This is a genomic window from Pseudomonas sp. MWU13-3659, from assembly GCF_023757525.1.
GTDB lineage: Bacteria > Pseudomonadota > Gammaproteobacteria > Pseudomonadales > Pseudomonadaceae > Aquipseudomonas > Aquipseudomonas entomophila_E.
This window is the reverse complement of record NZ_JAMSHW010000002.1, coordinates 180920-203438: the sequence shown is the minus strand read 5'-3', so window position 1 is coordinate 203438 and position 22519 is coordinate 180920. Positions and strand designations below refer to the sequence as shown.

11 protein-coding genes are annotated in these 22519 nt (G+C 69.3%); 10 read left to right on the top strand and 1 reads right to left on the bottom strand.

The genetic code is table 11. From position 1 onward, the window contains the following. Positions 1 to 59 precede the first annotated feature (59 nt). Positions 60 to 656: a TetR/AcrR family transcriptional regulator gene (locus NGM28_RS03285; RefSeq protein WP_252088670.1), complete on the bottom strand. Its 597-nt coding sequence runs from the start codon at positions 654 to 656 to the stop codon at positions 60 to 62. 93 nt (positions 657 to 749) lie between these two features. On the opposite strand from NGM28_RS03285, the gene NGM28_RS03280 reads away from it, so the two are divergent. The 10 genes from NGM28_RS03280 to sbnB all read left to right on the top strand — a co-directional run bounded on the left by NGM28_RS03280 (position 750) and on the right by sbnB (position 22506). Further along, positions 750 to 1349, top strand: a complete 600-nt coding sequence (locus NGM28_RS03280) for an NAD(P)H-dependent oxidoreductase (protein ID WP_240063342.1) — start codon at positions 750 to 752, stop codon at positions 1347 to 1349. Positions 1350 to 1470: 121 nt separating this feature from the next. Next, a complete protein-coding gene (locus NGM28_RS03275) occupies positions 1471 to 1977 on the top strand; it encodes a sigma-70 family RNA polymerase sigma factor (protein ID WP_240063341.1) in 507 nt (168 codons plus the stop codon). Next, the gene (locus NGM28_RS03270) at positions 1974 to 2945 is read left to right on the top strand and encodes a FecR family protein (protein WP_252088669.1); all 972 of its coding nucleotides are present in this window, start codon (positions 1974 to 1976) and stop codon (positions 2943 to 2945) included. The genes NGM28_RS03275 and NGM28_RS03270 overlap by 4 nt, the downstream gene beginning before the upstream one ends. Before the next feature lie 91 nt (positions 2946 to 3036). Continuing rightward, positions 3037 to 5466: a TonB-dependent siderophore receptor gene (locus NGM28_RS03265; RefSeq protein WP_252088668.1), complete on the top strand. Its 2430-nt coding sequence runs from the start codon at positions 3037 to 3039 to the stop codon at positions 5464 to 5466. 186 nt (positions 5467 to 5652) lie between these two features. Further along, positions 5653 to 7053, top strand: coding sequence for an amidase (locus tag NGM28_RS03260; protein WP_252088667.1), 1401 nt, complete (start codon positions 5653 to 5655; stop codon positions 7051 to 7053). A gap of 36 nt (positions 7054 to 7089) precedes the next feature. Next, complete coding sequence (locus NGM28_RS03255; protein ID WP_240063337.1) at positions 7090 to 8499, top strand: cytochrome P450; 1410 nt, start codon at positions 7090 to 7092, stop codon at positions 8497 to 8499. Further along, entirely contained in the window at positions 8492 to 17899 is a 9408-nt protein-coding gene (locus NGM28_RS03250; protein ID WP_252088666.1) for a non-ribosomal peptide synthetase, read from the top strand. Before NGM28_RS03255 ends, NGM28_RS03250 begins: the two co-directional genes overlap by 8 nt. Before the next feature lie 14 nt (positions 17900 to 17913). Beyond that, a complete protein-coding gene (locus NGM28_RS03245) occupies positions 17914 to 20466 on the top strand; it encodes a type I polyketide synthase (protein WP_252088665.1) in 2553 nt (850 codons plus the stop codon). Between the two features lie 20 nt (positions 20467 to 20486). Continuing rightward, positions 20487 to 21464 carry a 2,3-diaminopropionate biosynthesis protein SbnA gene (sbnA, locus tag NGM28_RS03240; RefSeq protein ID WP_252088664.1) on the top strand — a complete coding sequence of 326 codons (978 nt, stop codon included), beginning with the start codon at positions 20487 to 20489 and terminating at the stop codon, positions 21462 to 21464. A 16-nt stretch (positions 21465 to 21480) separates the two neighbouring features. Then, complete coding sequence (gene sbnB, locus NGM28_RS03235) at positions 21481 to 22506, top strand: 2,3-diaminopropionate biosynthesis protein SbnB (RefSeq protein ID WP_252088663.1); 1026 nt, start codon at positions 21481 to 21483, stop codon at positions 22504 to 22506. The last annotated feature ends 13 nt before the right edge of the window (positions 22507 to 22519 follow it).

The following is a 22519-nucleotide window of genomic DNA, read 5'->3' as shown; positions in this document are numbered from 1 at the left end:
CTTGCCGGCGAACACCGGCAAAGCCGGTGCCAATCACCGCGCTACCCGCTCCCACAAGGTCAATGCCGCCCCACCATCGCCACGATGGTCGCCTGCAACTCCTCCTTGGCCTCCTGCGCCTCCAACTCTCCGGCCGCCGCGCCCTGGGACAATGCCTCCGCCGCCCCCACCAGCGCCCGCATCCCGGCCTGGCCGATGCGGCCTGCGGCCGAGAACGGCTCCAACGCCTCGCGGCACTTGGCGATGAACGGCCCTTCATAGACACGCTTGAGCGCCTCCAACTCCGGTGAGCCGGCCAGCGCCGCGCTCACGCCGGGAATCTCCCGGCCCTGGCTCATCACGCAATCCACATACGCCTCGGCGATCACCCAGGCCCTGCCCGGCAGATCGGCCGCGCAGCCCGCCAGGGCGCTGTCGAGCATGGTGGTCTGGCGCGCGTCGTACTCCTGGTACAGCGCCACCAAAAGCCCGGTGCGGGTTTCGAAATGGTCGTACACCACAGGCTTGGTCACCCCCGCCTGCTCGGCCAGGCGCCCAAGGCTCAGGGCATCGGTCCCTTCCTCGCGCACCAGCCGCCAGGCCACGTCGAGCAACTGGCGGCGACGCTCCTCACGGGACAGTCGTTTGCGCGCAGCGGGTTTGTCATCGCTTGACATCGCTTACCTACCAAAAGTAACTTACCAAGGGTAACTTACTGCGAGTATATAACGCTCGCCTCATCTGTGCATCCTGCTTCTGGAGAACCTGCCATGCATGCCCTGATCGTCATCGGCCATCACGACCCCGACTCCCTCACCCACGCCCTCGCCGAGCAGATCGCCGCCGGCTTGCGCGCTGCCGGCCATACCAGCGAGATCGCCGACCTCGCCCGCGAAGGCTTCGACCCACGCTTCGGCCTGGCCGACCACGCCGTCCACCGCCTGCAAGCATCACCACCCGCGGATGTGCTGGCCGAACAGGCACGCATCGACCGCGCCGACACCCTGGTGCTGGTCTACCCCGTCTACTGGTGGTCGCTGCCCGCCCTGCTCAAGGGCTGGGTCGAGCGGGTGTTCAGCCATGGCTGGGCCTTCGCTTACACCGCCGAGGGCAAGATCAACAAACTGCTCAAAGGCCGGACCGCCCACCTGGTCGGCGTGGCTGGGGCCGACGCGCGCACCTTCGACCGGCATGGCTATGGCGAAGCGATGCGCGTGCAGATCGAGCACGGCATTTTCGATTACTGCGGTGCCAAGGTGCTCAGTTCGACCCTGTTCACCGACAGTGAGATCGAGCCCGGCTCCCGTTTCCTGGCACCGGCTCACGCACTGGGCCAGACGCTGTTCGAAGACCGCGAAGCGGCGGCCTGAAGCTGTCGCGCCGCTGCTTCAGGCAGCGGCGCGAGAGGTTCTGGTGACACCCCCATTGCGAGGTGGCAAACGACCCGGCTACTATTGAGAACGATTCACACTCACAACTGGATACCCTGCGTTGGACAGCACCTCGACCCGCAAGCTGGGCTTCTTCTTCAGCGACCACCACCGCTGGCTGCTCCAACATATCCAGAAACGCCTGCGCAACCGCGCCGATGCCGAAGACACCGCTGCCGAGGCGTTCTGCCAGATGCTCGGCGCCCGGGTCGACCCGGACAGCATCCAGCAGCCGCGCGCCTACCTGTCCACTATCGCCCGCCGACTGATCTTCGATCGCCATCGCCGTCGCCAGCTGGAACAGGCCTACCTGGAACGCCTGGCACTGTTGCCTGAACAGGTCGCACCATCGGCCGAAGAGCAACTGCTGCTGATCGAGGCGCTGGTGACCATCGACCAGGTATTGGACGGCCTGCCGGCCATCGTCAAGGCCGCGTTCCTGTACAGCCAGCTCGATGGCCTGAGCTACGTCGAGATCGCCGCCAGGCTGAAAATCAGCGAACGGACCGTCAGCCGCTACATGAAGCAGGCTCTGTGCCAGTGCTACCTGAGCGAGGTCCAGCCATGACTGCCCTGGACCCCATCGGTGAAGCGGCCATCGACTGGATGGTCGAGCTCAATGCCCGCGCACCCGACGCCGCGCTGCTCGAGCGCTTCGAACACTGGCTGCGCCAGGCCCCCGCCCATCAACGCACCTGGGACCTCCTGCAACAGCGCCTCGGGCGCCCATGCGCCGCGTTGCGGGCCTTGGAGCACAATGCTCCGGGCCATGCCGCCGAGGCACGCCGGGTGTTGCTCGAACCGACCCGCTCGCGCCGCGAGGTGCTGCGTGGCCTGGCCGGGTTGGGCCTGCTCGGTGGCGTAGCCTGGGGTGGTTGGCGCAGCGAGGCCGCCCAGGGCTGGCTGGCCGACCTGCACACCGCCAGCGGCGAACGGCGCGGTTTCACCCTGGCCGATGGCAGCCGCCTTGAACTGAACAGCGCCAGTGCCGTCGACCTGTACTTCGATGGCGAGCAACGCTTGCTGGTGCTGCGCCGTGGCGAACTGCTGATCCAGGTTGCGCCCGACCCGCGCCGGCCGCTGCGGGTGCGCACCGCGCAGGGGCAGGTGCAGGCGCTGGGCACGCGGTTCCTGGTCAGCCAGGAGGGCGACGCCACTCGGGTCGTGGTGCTGCAGCACAGCGTTCGCGCCAGCCTGGCCGATGGCCGCTGGCAAGACGTGCAGGAGGGCCATGCCGCCCTGCTGCGCAGCTCGGTCATCGAGCCACTGGCAGGCGAGCAACGCCAGCGCGCCGCCTGGCTCGACGGCCGCCTCGAGGTGCTCGACGAGCCCCTGCACACGGTCATCGATGCCCTGCGCCCCTACCAGCGCGGCTACATACGCCTGGCCCCGCCAGTGCGCGACCTGCGCGTCCAGGGTGTATTCCCCCTGGATCAACCGCACCAGGCACTGGTCGCGCTGGCGGAGAGCCTGCCGATCAGCCTCGAGCGCTACGGGCCATGGCTGACCCTGATCGGGCCAGAATCCACGCACTGATTTTTTTGATGAAAATCATTCGCAAGCGTGTCCGGTTTTCGTTTCTCATCCCACCTCTCTCCTGACAGCCAACATCAACCGGGAGAACACCGTGCACAACCCCTGGCCCCGCGCCTTGCCCCTCGTCGTCGCCCTGAGCAGCCTGAGCACCCTCGCCCAGGCCCAGACCCTGGCGTTCGACCTGCCGCCCGCCAGCCTGGCGACCACGCTCAACCGCATCGCCAGCCAGGGCGGCCATATCATCGCGCTCGAGCCCGAGCTGGTGCGCGGCAAGCAGGCACCCGCGGTGGTCGGCCAGATGACCGCCGAGCAGGCCATGCAAGCCGCCCTGGCCGGCAGTGGCCTGCAATTGCGCATCACCGGCAGCGGCCACTTCAGCGTGGCCCCCGCCAGCCAGGGCGGTGACGCGCTGGAACTGGGCAGTACCAGCATCACCGACAATTACCTGGATGCCACCAGCGAGGGCAGTGGCTCCTACGCGGCGCGGGCGGTGACCCTCGGCAAGGGCGTGCACACGCTCAAGGAGATCCCCCAGTCGGTGACGGTGATCACCCGCAAGCAGCTGGATGACCAGGGCATCACCGACCTGCAGGATGCGCTCAACCACACCACCGGCCTGGTTGGCGCCCAGGGCATCGGCCCTGGCGTGGTAGTGACCTCGCGAGGTTTCCAGATCGACGACTGGCAGTACGACGGCGTGCCGATCCCGCGCAACAACTACTCGCTGGGTAACTGGGCGACCCAGGACCTGGTGTTCTTCGACCGGGTGGAGATCCTGCGCGGCGCCTCCGGCCTGCTGCAAGGCACCGGTAGCCCAGGCGGGGCGATCAACCTGGTGCGCAAGCGTGGCCAGGCCGCACCGACCGTCACCGTCACCGGCAAGGCCGGCTCCTGGGACCACTACGGCCTGCAACTGGATGCCGGCGGCCCGCTGACCGCCGATGGCCGGGTGCGCGGGAGGATGGTCGCCGACGAGGACCAGAGCGACAGCTTCATCGACTATGCCTGGAGCAAGTCCCACTCCCTGTACGGCGCGCTGGATATCGACCTGAGCGACGCCACCACCGTCGGCGCCGGCATCAGCTACAACCGCCAGCAATCGCGGCCGATGTTGCGCGGCATCCCCCGCCATGCCACCGGCAAGGCCGTCGACCTGCCCCGCTCGACCTACACCGGTGCGCGCTGGAACCGCGCGCAGACCGACGTCACCACCTACTACCTCGACCTCGAGCACCGCTTCGACGATGACTGGGCGTTCAAGGCCGCCGCCGTGCGCATGGACGAGACCAACACCTCCATCCACCAGCGCACCCAGACCGTCGGCGAAGGCCTGGAGCCGGATGGCAGCGGCGTTGAGTACGCCGACTGGATCACCGACTTCCACAATACCAAGCTGGGCCTGGACATGAACCTGGTCGGCCACTTCGATACCGGTGCGGTGGCGCATGAGGTAACCGTGGGCGGCAACTACTCCAAGCTGACCTCCAATGACGGCTATTGGCGCACCTTTGGCGGCAATGACAACATCTTCGACATTGACCACGACCGCCCTGAGCCCAGCCGCGACGGGTTGCTCGCCGCGCCCACCGGTCGGCATGAGCACAGCGGCTACGACATTCGTCAGAAAGGCCTCTATGGGGCCTGGCGCGTCAAGCCGACCGATCGCCTGACGCTGATTCTCGGGTCGCGCGTCAGCTGGTACGACTACAGCTACGCAAGCACTACCTATCGGGGGCTCAACCCGGGTCAGGTCAACCCCACCAGCCGCATGACCGAGTCCGGCGAGGTCACACCGTACGCCGGCTTCATCTACGACCTGACCGCCGAATGGGCCTGGTACGCCAGCTACACCGATGTGTTCGCCCCGCAGACCGAACGCGGTGTTGGCAATACGCCGCTCAAGCCCGTGATCGGCAGCAACTACGAAACCGGCCTCAAGGGCGAGCTTCTCGATGGCCGCGTCAATGCCTCGCTGGCAGTGTTCCGCTATGACCAGGAAAATCGCGCCGTCACCGACACCGCCTCAGGTTTTGCCTGCGACGGTTGGTATTGCTCCACTGCCGCGGGCAAGGTGCGCAGCCAGGGTATCGAAGCCGAGATCAGTGGCGAGGTCCTCAGTGGCCTGCAACTGTTCGCTGGTTATACCTACAACACCACCAAGTTCATCGACGACCCGGAAAACGAGGGCCGAGTGTTCAGTCAGTGGACACCCAAGCACATGTTGCGCACCTGGGCCGACTACACGCTACCGCTGGACGACCAGCGCTGGAGCACCGGCCTTGGCTTCACCAGCCAGAGCCACACCCTGGGCTACGAGCGCACCTACAACGTGCCTGGCTACACGGTGTGGAACGCGCGCGTGGCCTACCAGCTGACCCCGGAGGTGAGCCTGGCGGTCAACGCCTACAACCTGTTCGACAAGAAGTACTGGGTCTCGGGCTTCAACCAGCTCAACGGCAGCAACAACTATGGCGAGCCGCGCAACCTCATGTTCTCGGTCAAGTACACGCCACAGTTCTGAGCCGCGCCCGCAGCGGCCATTGCCCCAGGTACCGCGCCGCTGCCCCGGCGCGACCTGGGCAAACCATGATGAATTGCACATATACGCTCCAGCCCCCCATTGGCACTCTGCATCGCAGCCCCGCCTCGGGCACCGGCGACCGGTCCCGCGGCGATTGTCCAGCCGACAAGCGATGGAGAGCGATACGTGGACATACTCGGTTGCGATGCCAGCACCCTGTCAGACGCGGTCAAGCGGGGCGCGATCCGCCCTGGGCAGGTGCTGGACACCTACTTCCGGCAGATCGACAGGGTCAACCCGCGCCTCAACGCCCTGGTCCAGAGCAACCGGGAGATGGCCTACGAACAGGCAGCCTGGATCGAACGCAACCTGCCCCGCCTGCAGCACAAGCGCCTGCTGGGCGTACCCTTCAGCGTCAAGAACACCTGCCACGCCCTGGGCTACAGCCCTGACAAGGGCTGCGCCGGCCTCGCCGGCCAGGCCAGCGAAACCGACGCCACCGTGGTGGCACGCCTGCGCGGCGAAGGCGCGTTGCTGCTGGGCCTGACCAACACGCCCGAACTGAGCATCGGCTACGAGACCGACAACCTGCTCTACGGCCAGACCCGCAACCCCCATGACCTGGCCCGCAGCCCCGGCGGCAGCAGCGGCGGCGAAGCGGCGCTGATCGCCGCCCAGGGCTCGCTGCTGGGTATCGGTTCCGATGCCAGCGGCAGCCTGCGGGTGCCGGCGCACAACAGCGGCATCTGCACCCTGCGCCTGACTCAAGGGCGGGTGCCACTGACCGGGCACTTCCCGCTGGACTGCATGGGCATGTTCAGCCCGTTCATCAGTTTCGGCCCCATGGCCCGCACCATCGCCGACCTGCGCCTGGCCGCGCCGCTGCTGGCCGGCCCCGACGGTCACGACCCCCACGTGCCGCCGGTACCCTGGCAGACCGCGCCGGCCCAGGCGCTGTCCGAGCTGCGCATCGCCTGGTACGCCGACGACGGCATCAGCACGCCTCAGGAAGATATCCGCCTGGCCATGGGCCACGCCGCCGACGCCCTGCGCGGCGAAGTCGCCCGCCTCGACGAGCGCCGCCCCGAGTTGCTCGGGCAGATCGAGGAATTGCTGACCGACAGCATCCTGCTCGGTGGTGACCAGGGCCAGTGGCTCAGCGACCTGATCCAGCAACTGGGCCTGCGCGAGGTCTCGCCCTTGCTGCGCGAGTACCACGCCCTGACCCGCCAGAGCCAGCTCACGGTCACCCAACTGCGCGGCATCTGGATGCAACTGGACCGCTGTCGCCAGGCGATGCTGGGTTTCATGGAGGACTACGACGTGATCCTCTGCCCCGTCGCCGCGACCGTGGCCAAGCCCCACGGCTGCTCCTACGCGCAGGTACGCGACTTCAGTTATTCGATCTGCTACAGCCTGGTCAACTGGCCCGTGGCGGTGGTGCCCATCGGCCAGTCCCGCGACGGCCTGCCGATCGGCATCCAGGTCATCGCCAAACCCTGGCGCGAGGACCTCGCCCTGCAGGTGGCCGGCCACCTCGAACAACTGGCCGGCTGGCACATGCCGCGTCAGGCGCTCGAAGCCTGACAGCCCCTTCTCTCTCCACGAATCCGCAGGTAAGCCATGGAAGCGCTCGACAACCGATCACTGCACACCCACGGCGGCCACCCTTTCACGATGGTCGCCGCCACCCCCCTGCAAAGCCGCCTGCACCGCCTGCTCGGCGTGCTGGCCGCGCCCTGGCTGTTGCCGCAACGCTGGCGCAACTCGAGGGCGCTGCGCGACCGCACCCGCCCCTACCACTACATCGGCCGGCTGGCCCGGCGCGACGACGGCAGCTGGCGGCGCCAGCTGCGCCTGCCGACCTTCGCCGGCGACTACAGCGTGCTGATCGGTGTCGAGGAGATCCGCGGGCTGATGCAGCACCCGCGCATGGGCCAGGGCGAGCTGGTCGGCGATGGTCGCCAGTTCCTGGTCATCGCCGACGCGCTGGGGCGCATGCGCCTGAGCAAGGAGCGCCAGGACGCCAAGCAGAAGCGCAATATCATCGCTCACCTGGTCAGCGGCCCCGAGCGGTTCATCCAGACCATGCGCCAGCTCAGCGAGCAACGGGTGCGGCGCTGGTGGCATGGCGCGCCGACCTTGCTGGTCAACGACGAACTCAGCGAGTTCACCGCCGAGGTGTACCTGCGCTCGGTCATGGACCTGCAGGGGCCGGTGGAGGGCGTGGGGCGGATGCTCGAGGAGCAGGTCGACCTGCTCGGGCAGGCGTTCGCCTACCACAAGCCCGCACACTTCAATCGCCGCTTCGACGAACTCAAGCGCCAACTGGTGGCGCGCATCGGCAACGATCCGGGCCTGCTCAACAGCACCGACTACACCCATCGGCTCAATGCCTACATCGACCAGCACTACCAGTCGCAGCAGGACGAGGCGTTCGCCACCGGCCTCAATGGCGCGGTGCTGGCAGGCTACGTGGCGCCTTTCCCGTCGTTCCTGGCCCTGGTCGACGAACTCGGCCGCCACCCCCGCTATCGCCAGGCCCTGCGCCAGGAGCTGCTGGCACAGGGCGCCGAGCATGCCGCCTACATTCGCCGCGACGACACGCTGCTGCACGCATGCGTGCACGAAGTGCTGCGCCTGCACCCGGCACAGCCTTTCCTGTTCCGCGCGGCAAGCCGCGACCTGATGGTCAACGGCCGCTTCGTCCGCCGGGGCAGCGAGCTGGTGGCCGACATCTACCACGTGCTGCGCCTGCCCGAACTGTGGGGCGAGGATGCCGAGGCCTTCCGCCCCGAGCGTTTCCAGGAAGCCCCTGAACGCTACCGCCAGCCATTCCTCGCCTACTCCAGCGGGCCGAACAACTGCACCGGCCAGATGTTCTCGCGCTACTCGCTCAAGGTGCTGCTGGCCGAGATGGTGCGCGCCGGCGACTGGGAATCCACCGATGAGCCCCTCGACCATCACTTCCACTTCGCCCTGGCCATGAGCCGCCCGGTGCGGATCCGCCTGAAGGAGCACCATCATGGCTGAGACCCTCGCCAACCCTTACCAACGCCGGTTCTTCCTGGAATGGCAACTGGCGCCTGGCAGCACCCTGTACAACACGCCGCTGGTCTATCGGGTGGCCGGGGCGCTTGATACGCAGGCGCTGCACGTGGCCCTGGGGCACTTCGTCAACCACTACTACCCAGCCTGCCTGGGCCGTTTCGAACAGCGTGGCGAAACGCTCTGGCAGTTGCCCGGGCAAACCCTGGCCCAGGTACTGACAGTGTGCGACCTGCCCCCCGGGCAAGACCTGGACCTTGCCACCGAGCACGTGCTGGCGCACCCGTTCGACCTGCAGGCCGGCCCGCTGTTTCGCTTCGACCTGCTGCGCCAGGGTGACGAGCAGCGCCTGGTGCTGAACTTCCACCACATCATCGCCGATGCCACCTCGGCCTTGCAGTTCGTTCAGGTCCTGGCCGAGAGCTACACATGCCAGCAGCAGGGTCGCCCGCTACCTCGGCCCGAGACTGACGCCAGTGCGTCGCTGCAAGACAGCGACGCCAGCGCCGACGTCGCGCACTGGTGCCAGCGCCTGGCCGGCCTGCCCTTGAGCGTCGACCTGCCCCGCCAGCACAACGCCCAGGCGATTGAATCGGGGCTGGGCGCCTCGCATTACTTCGACCTGCCCGAAGCGCTGGCCCACTCGCTGCGCCGCTATGCCCGCAGCCAGGGGGCCACGTCGTTCATGGTCCTCGCCGCCGCGGTCGCCCATGTACTGGGTGGCTACAGCGGTGCCCAGGCGCTGGTGCTCAACTACCCGGTGGACGAGCGACCCGCCGGTGCCCGTCGGGTGCTGGGCTGCCGGATCAACAACTACCCGCTGCCGGTCGAGCTCGCCAGCGACACCAGCCTGCAAGCGCTGGTCGGCATGCTGCGCGATGAGCGCAAGGCTGCCCGCCTGCACCCGCGCTTCACCCTCACCGACGTGATGCGCCAGCTACGCGAACAGGGCGTGAGCGTGGAGCGGCCCTTCAATGTCAGCCTGGTCGAGGCCTACTTCGGCGATGACCAACTGACCGTGGGCCGGGCGACCTTCTCGCCCCTGCCCCTCGGCAGGCGCCAGGTGGTGGGTGACCTGGTGGTCGCCTACCAGCTCGAGGCCCAACGCATCCGCCTGCGCCTGGACTACCCGCTCGAACAGTTCAGCCCGGCGTTCATCCAACGCCTGGGCGACAGCCTCCAGCAGGTGCTCGAACAAGCGCTGGCCGCCCCCGAACAACCCCTGCAACGCCACTGGCTGCTGCCACCGGGCACGCTCGAGCGCCTGCGCACCTTCGCTGGCGAGGCGGCTGGCCGTGCCGTGGGCCAGGCGGGGGTGATGCAGCGCGTCCTTGATCAGGTGCGGCGCCACCCCGATGCGCCGGCCCTGCAATACCGCCAGGGCAGCCTCAGCTACCGGCAACTGGCCGTTGCGGCCTCGGCGCTGGCCGAGCGGCTTGGTGAACAGGCCAGGGGCGGTTGCATCGGCGTCCACCTGCGGCGCAAGGACCAGGCCGTCATCGCCATGCTCGCGGTGCTGGGCAAAGGTGCGGCCTATGTACCGATCGACCCGGACATGCCGCTGGAGCGGCTCAAGGATATCGTCGCCGACAGTGGCATGGACCTGCTGGTCACCGACCAGGCACTGCCCATCGACGTGCGCCAGCTGTGCCCTTCGTCGCCGTCGCCACGCACCGTGCCCTGCCCCGTGACCTTGCAGGCGCCGGCGGCGGACAGCCTGGCCTATCTCATCTACACCTCGGGTTCGACCGGCAAGCCGAAAGGCGTACGCATCACCCACGCCGCCCTGGGCAACCTGATCGCAGACTTCGTGGCCGACCTCCAGGTCACCGCCCAGGACCGGGTGCTGGGCGCCACCGCCATCGGCTTCGATATCTTCGGCCTGGAGCTGTATGGCGCGCTCACCAGCGGGGCCTGCCTGCAACTGATCGACGACCAGGTGCGTGACCCGACGGCCCTGGCCCAGGCCCTGGACGGGTTGCGCCCGACCCTGCTGCAAGGCACACCGTCGTTCTGGGCGCTGCTGGCATTGGCCGGCTGGCGCCCGGCCGAACGCGAGCGGGTGCGCCTGCTGTGTGGGGGCGAGGCCCTGTCGAGCAACCTGGCCAGCTACCTGCTGGGCTGCGCCGGGCAGGTGCTGCAGGTCTACGGGCCAACCGAGACCACCATCTGGTCGACCCGCCAGCGCCTGACCGATGCCGGTCAGCACGCGGTGATCGGTCGACCGATCGGCGCCACCCGCTGCTACGTGCTCGACCCCCAGGGGCAGCCCGTGCCCTGGGGCGCCAGCGGTGAACTGTGCATCGCCGGTGCCGGCCTGGCCGAGGGCTATCACCGGCGCGACGCGCTGACCGCCGAGCGCTTCCCACTGCTCGACCCGCTGGGCCTGGAAGGCCGGCCGACCCGCCTGTACCGCACCGGCGACCGGGTGTGCTGGAACGACCAGGGCGAACTGGTCTACCACGGCCGCCTGGATTTCCAGGTCAAGGTGCGTGGCCACCGCATCGAGCTGGGCGAGATCGAACATGCGCTGCATCAACTGCCTGGCGTCCGCCAGGCCGTGGTGCTGGCCTGGGACTGCGATGGCCAGACCGAGCTGAGCGCCCACGTGGTGCCCGAGGACGAGGGCCCGGGCGACCTTGGCGCCTGGCGCGCGGCCCTGGCTGAACGGCTGCCGGCATACATGGTGCCGCAGCGCTTCGAGTGCCTGGCGCGACTGCCGCGTTCGCTGAACGGTAAAGTCGACCGCGCAGCGCTGACCCGCCCCCCGCGCAGCGACCTGACACCACAGGCCGCACCGCAAGGCGCGACCCAGCGACGGCTGGCCACGCTCTGGCAAGACTTGCTGGAGGTGCCACAGGTCGGCGCCGAACAATCGTTCTTCGAACTGGGGGGGCATTCACTGCTGGCTGCCCGGTTGCTGGTGGCCATCGACCAGCAATTCGGTATCCGCCTGGGCCTGGCTGACCTGTTGCGCCACCCCAGCCTGCACGCGCTCGCCGCCTGTCTGGATGCCGCCCGGCAGCCGACGCCGACGTCTGTCCGCCCCCCCCTGGCGACGCGCTTCGCGCTGTCGCCGGCGCAGCGCCAGCTGTACTTCAGCGACCGCTATGACGAAGGCGGCCCGCAACGTTTCAACCTCGCGGTGGTTCAGCGCCTGCTCGGCCCCTTGGACATCCCGGCGTTGCAAGCGGCCTGGCGGCAGGTAGCGGCACGCCACCCCCAGTTGCACATGCGCATCGAGGCTGATGATGAAGGTGTGTGGCAGGTCCGGGACACTCAGGGTCAACAACCCCTCACCCCGCTCGATGTGGTACCCGACCAGTTGCCCGGCCTGCTGCGCAGGGCCCTGCGCGCACCGCTGCCACTCGACCGCGCGCCCCTGTACCGCCTGCGCCTGCTGCGCCTGGCCGCGCAGGAGCACGTCCTGCTGCTGCAACTGCCGCACCTGCTGGCCGATGGCTGGTCGCTGGACCTGCTGCGCCAGCAACTGGGCCAGGCCTACAACGCCGAGCGTCGCGGCCAGCCCCTGGACGAGGCCCCACCTGCCCAGCACTACGCCGACGCCATCACCCACCAGCAAGCCTGGCTGGACAGCCCGGCAGGCCACCAGGCGGTGACCTTCTGGCGTGAGCTGCTGGCGGGCTACGAGGGCCTGGACCTGCCTCGCGACCCTGGCCTGGAACAGGCCGATGGCGACCTGGGCGCGCACTGCCACTTCGACCTGCCGGCAAGCCTGGTCAGCGCCCTGGAACAGCACTGCGCAAGCCACAAGACTTCATTGTTCTGCGCCTTGTACGCAGCCTACGCGGTGCTGCTGGGCCGCTATTGCAACACCCGTGACCTGGTGATCAGCGTGCCGTCGGCCAACCGCGGCGCCGGTAACGACCAGGTGTTCGGCCTGTTCACCTGCACCCTGCCGCTGCGCGTGCGCCTCGATGAACAGGCCAGCTTCGCCAGCCTGCTCGGGCAGGTCGCCGCGCTGTCGCGCCAGGCCCAGGCTTGCCAGAGCGTGCCGCTGGAGGCGATGAGCGAAGCTGCTGGCGACGGTCGGGTGCACCCGCTGATGCAGGCGGTGTTCACCCTGCAGAACGCCAACGAACGGCACGAACTGGTACTGGACGATGTCCACGCCAGCTTCGTCGAAGTGGACGACGGCATTGCCCGCTATCCACTGTTCCTCTCGCTGCGCCGCCATGACGGGGGGCTGCGCGCCACCCTCGAATACGACCGCACACGCTTTGCCGCCCCACGCATGGCGCGCCTGGGCGAACACTACCGGTACCTGCTGGAGCAACTGCTCGATACCGACGTGCCGCTGCGCGACCTGCAACTGCTACGCCCGAGGCAGCGCCAGGCTTTGCTGCGCCCAGCGCTGCGCCCGGCCGCTGCGGCCGGCGCTTCACTGGTGGAGGCATTCACCCGCGTGGCAGCCCGCCTGCCCGGCAGGGTCGCGGTCGAGGACGGCGCACAGCGCCTGAGCTATGCCGAGCTGGACCGCGCCAGCGACCGGCTGGCCCGGCGCCTGCGCCGAGCCCACCAGCAACGGCATGGCCAGCCCTTGCCGGCCGACACCCTGGTCGGGCTTTGCGCCGCCCGGGGCATCGACCTGCTGGTGGGCATGCTTGGCATTCTCAAGGCGGGCGCCGCCTATGTGCCGCTGGATCCCGACTACCCCCACGCACGCCTGGCCGCCGTGCGTCAGGATTGCGGCCTGGCCTGGGTGGTGGCGCAAGGCGAGGCCCTGGCCCGCAGCGGGCTCGAGGGCCTCGAGGCGATCCTGCTCGACGACGCGGCAAGCGCGGCGGACGATGAGCAGCCCCTGCCACGGGTTGGCCCGCAGCAGTTGGCCTATGTCATCCACACCTCCGGCTCCACCGGCACGCCCAAGGGGGCGCTGCTCAGCCACCACAATGTCATGCGCCTGTTCGACAGCAGCCGGACGCTGTTCGATTTCGACGAGCACGACACCTGGTGCCTGTTCCACTCCTATGCCTTCGACTTCTCGGTGTGGGAAATCTGGGGCGCGCTGCTGCACGGCGCACGCCTGGTGATCGTGCCACAGGCGACCAGCCGCGACCCGGAGGCCTTGCGCGCGTTGATCGTCAACCAGGGCGTGAGCGTGCTCAACCAGACCCCGGGCGCCTTCGTCCGCCTGGTCGCCGAAGACCTGCGCCATGCCGCGCCCATGCCCCTGCGCCAGGTGATCTTTGGTGGCGAAGCGCTGCAGGTGGCGGCGCTGGCCCCCTGGTTCGACAAGTACGGCGACCGTGTGCGCCTGAACAACATGTACGGCATCACCGAAACCACCGTGCACGTGACCCACACCCCGGTCACCCGCGACGACCTGGCGCGCGCGCCCCGCCAGTGCATCGGCAGGCCGCTGCCCGACCTCAGCGTGCTGGTGCTCGACGCCCATGGCCAGCTGTGCCCGCCGGGGGTCACCGGCGAGCTGCATGTCGCCGGCCCAGGCCTGGCCCGTGGCTACCTGAACCAGCCCCAGCTGACCGCGCGCGCGTTCGTCGAGCGCCACGGCCTGCGCCTGTACCGCAGCGGCGATCTCGGCCGCTGGCTGGAAGACGGCCAGCTCGAGTACCAGGGGCGCAACGACCACCAGGTCAAGGTCCGTGGTTTTCGCATCGAGCTGGGCGACATCCAGGCCGCGCTGCTGCGCCTGGCCGAGATCGACGACGCGGTGGTGCGCCACGATGCCAGCCGCGGCGTGCTGCAGGCCTGGTTCAGCGCCACCCGCCCCCTGCCAACGGGCCATGTCCAGGCGCACCTGCGCGAACACCTGCCGGCCTACATGCAGCCCCAGCAGTTGCGCCAGGTCGAACGCCTGCCGCTGACCGCCAACGGCAAGGTGGATATTGATGCCCTGCGCGCCCTTGAGCCGCTCGAGCAGGCACGGGCAGACAACTGGCGAGCGCCATCGGGCGAACACGAGACCTTGCTCGCCGGGATCTGGCGCACCGTGCTGGAACTCGAGCAACCCGGTGCCGACGACGATTTCTTCGCCAGCGGCGGCGACTCGATGCGCCTGCTCGATGTGCAGCGCCTGGTTCGCCAAGCGGGCTTCAACTTCAGCCCGCGCCAGTTGTTCCGCCATCCCACCCTGGCCGGCCTGGCCACCCAGCTCGGCCCATGGCAAGCCACGCCGGCCCCCGCGCGCCGAGCGCCGTTCGCCCTGCTCGACGCCGAGCGCGCCGAGCTCGCCCGCCGGGCGGGCGACCAGGACGGCTACCCCCTGACCGCGCTGCAGGAGGGCATGGTGTTCCACGCCCAGGTGGAGCAGGCCGCCACCTACCTGGACATCATGTCCTGCCGGGTTCGCGGGCCGTTCGACGAGGCCGCGCTGCGCGACCAGTTGCAGGTATTGATGCAGGCCCACGCCGTGCTGCGCACCCTGTTCGCCGCCAGCCCCCAAGGCTATTGGCAGCGCGTGCGCGAGCAGCTGCCGCTGCCATTGGTGGTGGACGACCTGCGTGCGCTGGAGCCGGCCGCCCAGGAGCGCTGGCTGGAAGCCTTCCACCGCGACGAGCCACGGCGCCCGCTGGACGGTGAACAAGCGCCATTGTGGCGCGTCACGGCGCACGTCCTGGAGGGCGGCTGGTACCTGACCCTGACCTGCCACCACGCCATCCTCGATGGCTGGAGCGTGGCCAGCTTCTTCACCACCCTGCTGGAAAGCCTCGACCGGATGCTCGACGGCGAAGCCCCCTTCCCACCCGTGTCGACGCTGGACTTCGTCGACTATGTGGCCCGCGAACGCCAATGGCGTGCCCAGGCCGAGCTGGGGGCGTTCTGGCAGGCGACCTGCGCCGAGCTGGAACCGACCCTGCTGGCCGAGGCCGAGCGCCACCCGGGCGGCAGCCTGCGCCGCCTCGAGGTGGCACTGGAGCCGACCCTGGACGATGCCCTGCGCCATACCGCCCGCACCTTGGGCGTGAGCCTCGACCTGGTGCTGCTGGCCGCCCACCTGCAGGCCCTCGGGCGCCAGACCGGGCGCCGCCGGGTCGCCTGCGGCATGCCGTCCCATGGCCGCCTGGTGGAGGACGAAGGCCAGCGCATGCTCGGCCTGTTCCTCAACACCACGCCGTGCGTGATCGCCCTCGACGCCGACCCATCGCCCCGCCAGCGGGTGCGGCGCCTGCGCGATTATCGGGCCGGGCTCGCCGACGCCGCGCAGTACCCCTTGCGCGAGATCCTTCGCGAGCACGGCGGCGCGCTGTTCGACAGCCTGTTCAACTTCGTGCATTTCCATGCCTTCGATCGCCTGCAACACCTGCGTCACCTGCAAGTCAGCCCAGGCCACTGCCACGAGCAGACCAACTTCACCCTGGTCAACCAGACCGGCATCGACCCGCACAGCGGCGCGCTGCGCATCGAACTGGTGCACCGCGCCGAACAATGGTCGGACGCTTCGGCACAGCGTTTCGCTCTGCACCTGCATCAAGCCTTGTGCGAATTGGCCGAAGTCACCCCATCCCACGGGCAACGGGCCGCGCTGCACGCCCTGTATCCGCCCGCGGCCTGGCGCGGCGGGCACGCTGCGAGCGACACGAGCGGCGGCTTGCTGGCACGGTTCGCCGACATCGTCGCCCGGCATGCCGAGCACCCAGCCGTGCGTCACGGCGACCAGGTATTGAGCTACGCCGAACTGGATCGCTGGTCGGACAACCTCGCCCTGCGCCTGCTGGCACAACATGGCGCCCGCCTCGATCGACAGCGGATCGGCGTGTTCACCCGGCCTTGCATGGCCACCATCGCCACGCTGCTGGCGGTGCTCAAGGTCGGCGCCAGCTACCTGCCGCTGGACCCCGAGTACCCCACCACGCGCCTGCGCCAGTTGCTCGATGACGCCCGCCCGGCGCTGTTGGCCGGCGCCGTGATGGCGCTGGAAAACCACGCCGGGCTCAACCTGCCGGCGCTGGTCATCGACGACGCGCCGTTGCTGCAACCGCCTCGACAGCCGCTGGCGCCCGTCGCTGCCGATGCCCTCGCCTACGTGATGTACACCTCCGGCTCGACCGGCCAGCCCAAGGGCGTGATGATCGAGCAGGCCGGCATCCTGCGCCTGGTGGTGGGGGCCGACTATGTGGACATCGGCCCGGGCGACGTGCTTGGCCAGCTGGCCACCCTGAGCTTCGATGCAGCCACCTTCGAGATCTGGGGCGCGCTGCTCAATGGCGCGACCCTGGCCCTCGCGCCGGTCGGTTGCGCGCTCGACAGCCCGGCGCTGGCCCGCTACCTGCGCGAGCAGGCGGTGAGCATCCTGTTCATGACCACACGCCTGTTCGACCGCCATGTCGCCGCCGGCCATGCCGCGATGTTCCGCGGCCTGCGCTACCTGATGATCGGCGGCGAGGTGATGGACCCGCTCACCGTCGACCAGCTGCTGGCCTGTGCCGAAGGCTGCCCGCAGCAGGTGTACAACGTCTACGGGCCGACCGAGAACACCACCTTCAGCACCTTCCAGCCCCTGGACCGTGAGTACCTGGCCCAAGGCGAAATCGCCATCGGCCGCCCGATCCGCGGCACCAGCGCCCATGTGCTCGACGAACTGGGGCGGCCCACGGCCATCGGCCAGGTCGGCGAACTGTACCTGGGCGGCCAGGGCCTGGCCCGTGGCTACCTGAACGACCCCGAGCGCAGCGACGCGGCCTTCGTTACCCTCGACCTGGCCGACGGCCAGGGCCCGCAGCGCCTCTACCGCACCGGCGACGCGGCGCGCTGGCAAGCCGACGGCACCCTGGGCTACCTCGGCCGCATCGACCGCACGGTGAAGGTCAATGGCTTCCGGGTGAACCTGGGCGAGCTGGAGAACACCGCGCGCCAGTGCGACGGCCTGGAGCAATGCATCGCGGTCAATGGCCACGGCCTGCTGCTGTACTTCAGCGGCACGCTCACCGCCCAGGCGTTGCGCCAGGCCCTGGCCAGCCGCCTGCCGGGCTACATGCTGCCGGCCCGGCTGATCCAGGTCGACGCGTTCGAGCTCAACCGCAACGGCAAGATCGACATCCACCAACTGCCCTCGCCGCAAGACCTGGCAGTGCCGGCCCGCACCTTCAGCGATGCCAACGAGCAACGCCTGCACCAGATCTGGAGCGAGCTGCTCGGCCACGGCGACATCGACGCCGAGGACAACTTCTTCGAACGCGGTGGCGACTCGCTGCTGGCCATGCAGCTGCAGCAACACATCAGCCAGGCCTTCGCGCGGGAGCTGGCGGTGGTGGAGGTGTTCCGCCACCCCACCCTGCGCAGCATGGCGCGCTTCCTCGGCGATGCCCCCCTCGAGGCCGTGGCCGACCAGCCGCCGGCCAGCGACGAACAGCGCCGCGCCGCGGCCTTCAGCGCACGCCGTGCGCGCCTGACCACCCTCTGAATAGGAATGCCGCGATGAATCCCACCCTGGACAACGCCATCGCCATCATCGGCATGGCCTGCCGGCTCCCCTTCGCCGACAACCCCGAACAGTTCTGGCAAGCCCTGGCCGAAGGCCAGGAAGCCATCGAGTCGTACAGCGACGAACAGTTGCTGGCCCTGGGCGTGCCCGCCGAGCGCCTGGCCGATCCGCACTACGTCAAGGCCGGCGTTTCCCTGCCGGGCCGACAACTGTTCGATGCCGGCTTCTTCGGCTTTTCGCCACGCGACGCCAGCCTGATGGACCCGCAGCAACGCCTGCTGCTCGAGACCGCCTACCACGCCTTCGAACGCGCCGGCTACGCGCCGGAACGCAGCGGCCGGGAAACCGGAGTGTTCGTCGGTGCCGACGCCAGCAGCTACTTCGTCAACAACCTGCTGCCCAACGCCCAGGCCATGGCCGCCACCGACCCGGTGCAACTGCTCTACGCCAACAGCGGCAATGCCACGCAGATCGCCTACAAGCTCAACCTGCGCGGACCGGCGATGGATGTCGCCACCGCCTGCTCGACCTCGCTGGTGGCAATCCACCAAGCCTGCCGCAGCCTGTTGCTGCACGAGTGCGACCTGGCCCTGGCCGGCGGCGCCTCGGTGCAGGCTGCCGAACAGCAAGGCTACAGCCACCGCCCCGACAGCATCCTGTCGCCGGACGGCCACTGCCGGGCCTTCGACCAGCAGGCCCGCGGCACCGTCGCCGGCCAGGGCGTCGCCCTGATCCTGCTCAAGCGCTACGAGGACGCCGTGCGCGACAACGACCGCATCGAGGCGGTGATCCGCGGCTCGGCGATCAACAACGACGGCGCGCGCAAGGTCGGCTACACCGCCCCCAGCGTCGATGGCCAAGTCGCCGTGCTGCGCCGGGCCCTGGCAATGGCCGGCCTGCAGCCGGCCGAGGTCGGCTACATCGAATGCCACGGCACCGGCACGGCGCTGGGCGACCCCATCGAGCTGACCGCGCTCAACGAGGTGTACGGCGGCCAACCCCGCGCCGCCGACGCGCCCTGCTACCTCGGGTCGCTGAAGAGCAACCTCGGCCACCTCAACTCCGCCGCAGGCGTGGCGGGCCTGATCAAGGCCGTGCTGTGCCTGCAGCAACGGCAGATCCCGGCGTCGCTGCACTTCACCCGCCTGACCGACAAGGCCAGCCTCGACGGGTTGCAGGTCAACGCCCAGCTGCGTCCATGGCCACAGGCCGACCACCTGGCGCGTGCGGCGGTCAGCTCGTTCGGCATCGGCGGCACCAATGCCCATGTGCTGCTGGAGGCCGCGCCGCCGCGCACCGCCAGCCAGGCGCCCGACGGCCCCTGGCTGCTGACCCTGTCGGCCAAGTCGGCCGCCGCCGTGGCGCGCAAACAGGCGCAGTTGGCGGACTGGCTGGAACAGTCGCAGCAGACGCCGCTGATGGATATCTGCCACACCGCCAACGGCGGGCGTACCCCGTACGTTCAGCGCCTGGCGCTGGTGGTGCGCAGCCACGCCGAACTGCTGGCACGGCTGCGCGAGGGCCGCCCCGCGCGTCTCGCCGCGCCGCCACCGGCCGACCTGGTGCTGGTGCTGCGCGACGACCCGCACCTGGTCGAGCGCGTGGCGCTACTGGCCCCGCACTGCCGCCCGCTGGCCGAAGCCCTCGGCCACATCGGTGCAAACCTGGGCCCGACGCAGCAGCGCTTTGCCGCCCTGTACGCCCTGGCCGGGCTGTGGCATGCCTGGGGACTGCGCCCCCATCTGGTGCTGTGCGACACCCTGGGCGAACTGGCCATGGCCTGCCGCGCCGGCCGCCTCACAGCGGGTGAAATCCTCGCGCTGCTCGACGACCAGGCCGATGGCTTGCCCGAACGCCAGGGCGAACCGGGCTTCGCCTGGCTGTCGAGCCTGGACGGCCAGCCAGTCAGGCAAGCTCGCCCACTCGACGGACAGTATTGGCAGCAGGCGCGCAGCCAGGCCGTCTTCGACGCCAGCCTGGCGCGCCTGGCCAAGGCGCCTGGGCATTGCCTGGTGAACGCCACGGCCGCGCCCTGGCCAGCGGGCGCCGACACCGACGCCTGCCTGCGCAGCGACCGGCAAGCGCCGCATGAGCAACTGCTCGACCTTGCCGGCCAGTTGTGGATGCGTGGCGTCAACCTCGACCTGCTCGCCGTGCACGACGGCCAGGGCCAGCGCGTGGCGCTGCCGGGCTACCCGTTCGAACGCAGCCGCCACTGGATCGAGCCACCGAGCCTCGGCCCCGTGCACACCCCGGCGCACGCCATGGATGCCGCCGGCAGCGCGCAGGTGCCACCACGCAATGACCTGGAACGGGAAATCGCCGGGCTGTGGTCGGAATTGCTGGGCATCGAGCAGATCGGCGTCAACGAGGACTTCTTCGACCTGGGTGGCCACTCGCTGCTGGCCACCCAGCTCAACGCTCGCCTGCACCAGCGTTTCGGTATCGAGCTGAGCCTGGAAGACCTGTTCGACCACCCCACCGTGGAGGCCACGGCAAGCCTGCTGCTACGCAGCGAGGCCGCCGTGCCCGACACCTCCCACTGACACCCCGCAAGGAGGCAAGCATGGTGATTTCCTCTCCCGCCGACCTGGTGTTCGACGACGTGTTCCTCGAACTGCGCGAAGTCCTGCCCCACGCGCCGGTGTTCGTCAAGCTCGAAGGTTTCTCGCTCAGCGGCTCGATCAAGGTCAAGCCGGCCCTGCGCATGGTCGAGCGCCTGGAACTCGAAGGCCGCCTGGGGCCCGGCAAGACCCTGGTGGAAAGCTCCTCGGGCAACCTCGGCCTGGCCCTGGCGATGGTCTGTGCCAGCAAGGGCTACCCGTTCACCTGCGTCAGCGACCCGAACATCTCGCCGCAGACCGCCAAGCTGATCCGTGCCTACGGGGCGCGCCTGGTCATCGTCGAACAGCGTGACCGCAACGGCGGCTACCTGGGCAGCCGCATCGCCCTGATCGAACGCCTGCTCGCGGAGGACCCGCACCTGGTCTGGACCAACCAGTACGGCAACATCAACAACGTCGAGGCCCACATGCTCAGCACCGGCCCGGCGATCCTGCGTCAGTTCCCCCACCCCGACCTGGTGTTCGTCGGCGCCGGCACCACCGGCACCCTGGCCGGGGTGTCGCGCTACCTGCGCGAACACTCGCCGCACACCCAGGTGGTGGCGGTCGACAGCGTCGGCTCGGTGACCTTCGGCCACCCGTCCGGGCCGCGCCATATTCCCGGGCTGGGCACCAGCCAGCCGCCAGAGATCCGCCGGCACTGCCGCCACGACCAACTGTTGATGGTGCCCGAGGAGGAAGCCGTGGCGATGTGCCAGAACCTTGCCCGGCGCGGGATCCTGCTTGGCGGCTCCTCCGGCACGGTACTGGCCGGCGTGCGTCGCCATGCCCGGCATATCGCCCCGAACGCCTGCGTGGTGGCCATCGCCCCCGACCTCGGCGACCGCTACGTCGACACCCTCTACAACCCCGAGTGGGTGCAACGTCACTTCCCCCAGCTGCGCGCCGCCCACCCCGTCGCCGCCGAATCGTGCGCCTGAGCGCCAGGAGAACACCATGGACATCCATCACCCACCCGCGCTGTCGATCCTTGGCGCAGCGCCCATCGAAGCCTGGCTGCAGGCCAACCCCGGGCGCCTGCTGGAACTGGTCGCCCAGGCCTACCTGGACGCCGCCGAGGGCCTCGCCGGCAACCCCGACAGCCACTTCCTGCGCTTCGCCGACAGTGACCGCAACCGCATCATCGCCCTGCCCGCGGTGCTCGACGACGCGCAGCCGGTCGCCGGCCTGAAGTGGATCGCCAGCTTCCCGGAGAACACCCGCCACGGCCTGGACCGCGCCTCGGCGCTGATCATCCTCAACGACCGCCGCACCGGCTACCCACTGGCCTGCCTCGAAGGCAGCCTGATCAGCGCCGCGCGCACCGCGGCCTCGGCGGTACTCGGCGCACGCTGCCTGCACCCCACCCCAGGGCACAGCGCCCACTTCGGCGTGGTCGGCTGCGGGCCGATCGCCTGGCGCACCCTGTGCCTGCTGCAGCAATCGGGCTGGGCACTGGAACGGGTCAGCCTGTGCGACCTCGACCCGGCGCGCGCCGAACACCTGCGCCAACGCTGCCAGGCGCAGGGGCTGCAAGCCAGGGTGGCGCCGCTGGAAACCTGTGTCCGCGAGAGCGACCTGCTGCTGTTCGCCACCTCGGCGGTGCGCCCAGGCATCGACCAGGCGCACTGGTTCGCCCACGCCCCCACCGTGCTGCACCTGTCGCTGCGCGACCTGGCCACCAATGTGGTGCTGCAGGCGCAGAACCTCGCCGACAACGTCAGCCACTGCCTCAAGGCCGCCACCTCGCTGGAGCTGGCCTGGCTGCAGGCAGGCCACCAGCGCTTCATCGCCGGCGACATCAGCGAGGCACTGCGCGGCAAGGTCACCCCGGACCCGACCCGGCCCAGGATCTTCTCGCCCTTCGGCATGGGCGTGCTCGACCTCGCCGTGGCCCGGGCCATCCACCACGACTGCGCGGCACAGCCGCACCTGCGGGTGAGCGACTTCTTCCCCCGCCCCTACCAGGCCGACCAGGCATGAGCGCAACCACCAG